The following is a 320-nucleotide window of genomic DNA, read 5'->3' as shown; positions in this document are numbered from 1 at the left end:
CCGATCAACAACCACTCGGAGCTGTACTTCAAGCTGACCGATGGTACGACTGTCGTCGTCGCAGCCAACAGCACCACCGGTTCCGCCACTGCAATCGCGCCGGATAACGTCTATGTCGGCGCTAACCCGCCAGTGGTCAACGCCATCGATGCGGTCAGCGGTGCAGATGCGTGGAAGTTCGAAAACCTGAACCTGGACAAGACCGAGGTCAGCACCCAGGTAACCGACGAGCCAGGCACTCCGGGCAACGAAGGCGACTTGGTCAAAGTCACTATCACCGCCGACCAAACCTCGGTGGCCGAGAACGTCAAACCGACCTT

At 59.4% G+C, this 320-nt stretch carries 1 protein-coding gene; it reads left to right on the top strand.

Going from position 1 to position 320, the window contains the following annotated elements; translation table 11 throughout:
* Positions 1–320: immunoglobulin-like domain-containing protein (locus DM807_RS00230; protein ID WP_179026929.1), on the top strand; the 320-nt coding region annotated here is incomplete at both ends.

Source organism: Pseudomonas hunanensis, from assembly GCF_013393325.1.
In the GTDB taxonomy this organism is placed as follows: domain Bacteria; phylum Pseudomonadota; class Gammaproteobacteria; order Pseudomonadales; family Pseudomonadaceae; genus Aquipseudomonas; species Aquipseudomonas putida_P.
This window is presented reverse-complemented; position numbering and strand designations above follow the sequence as displayed.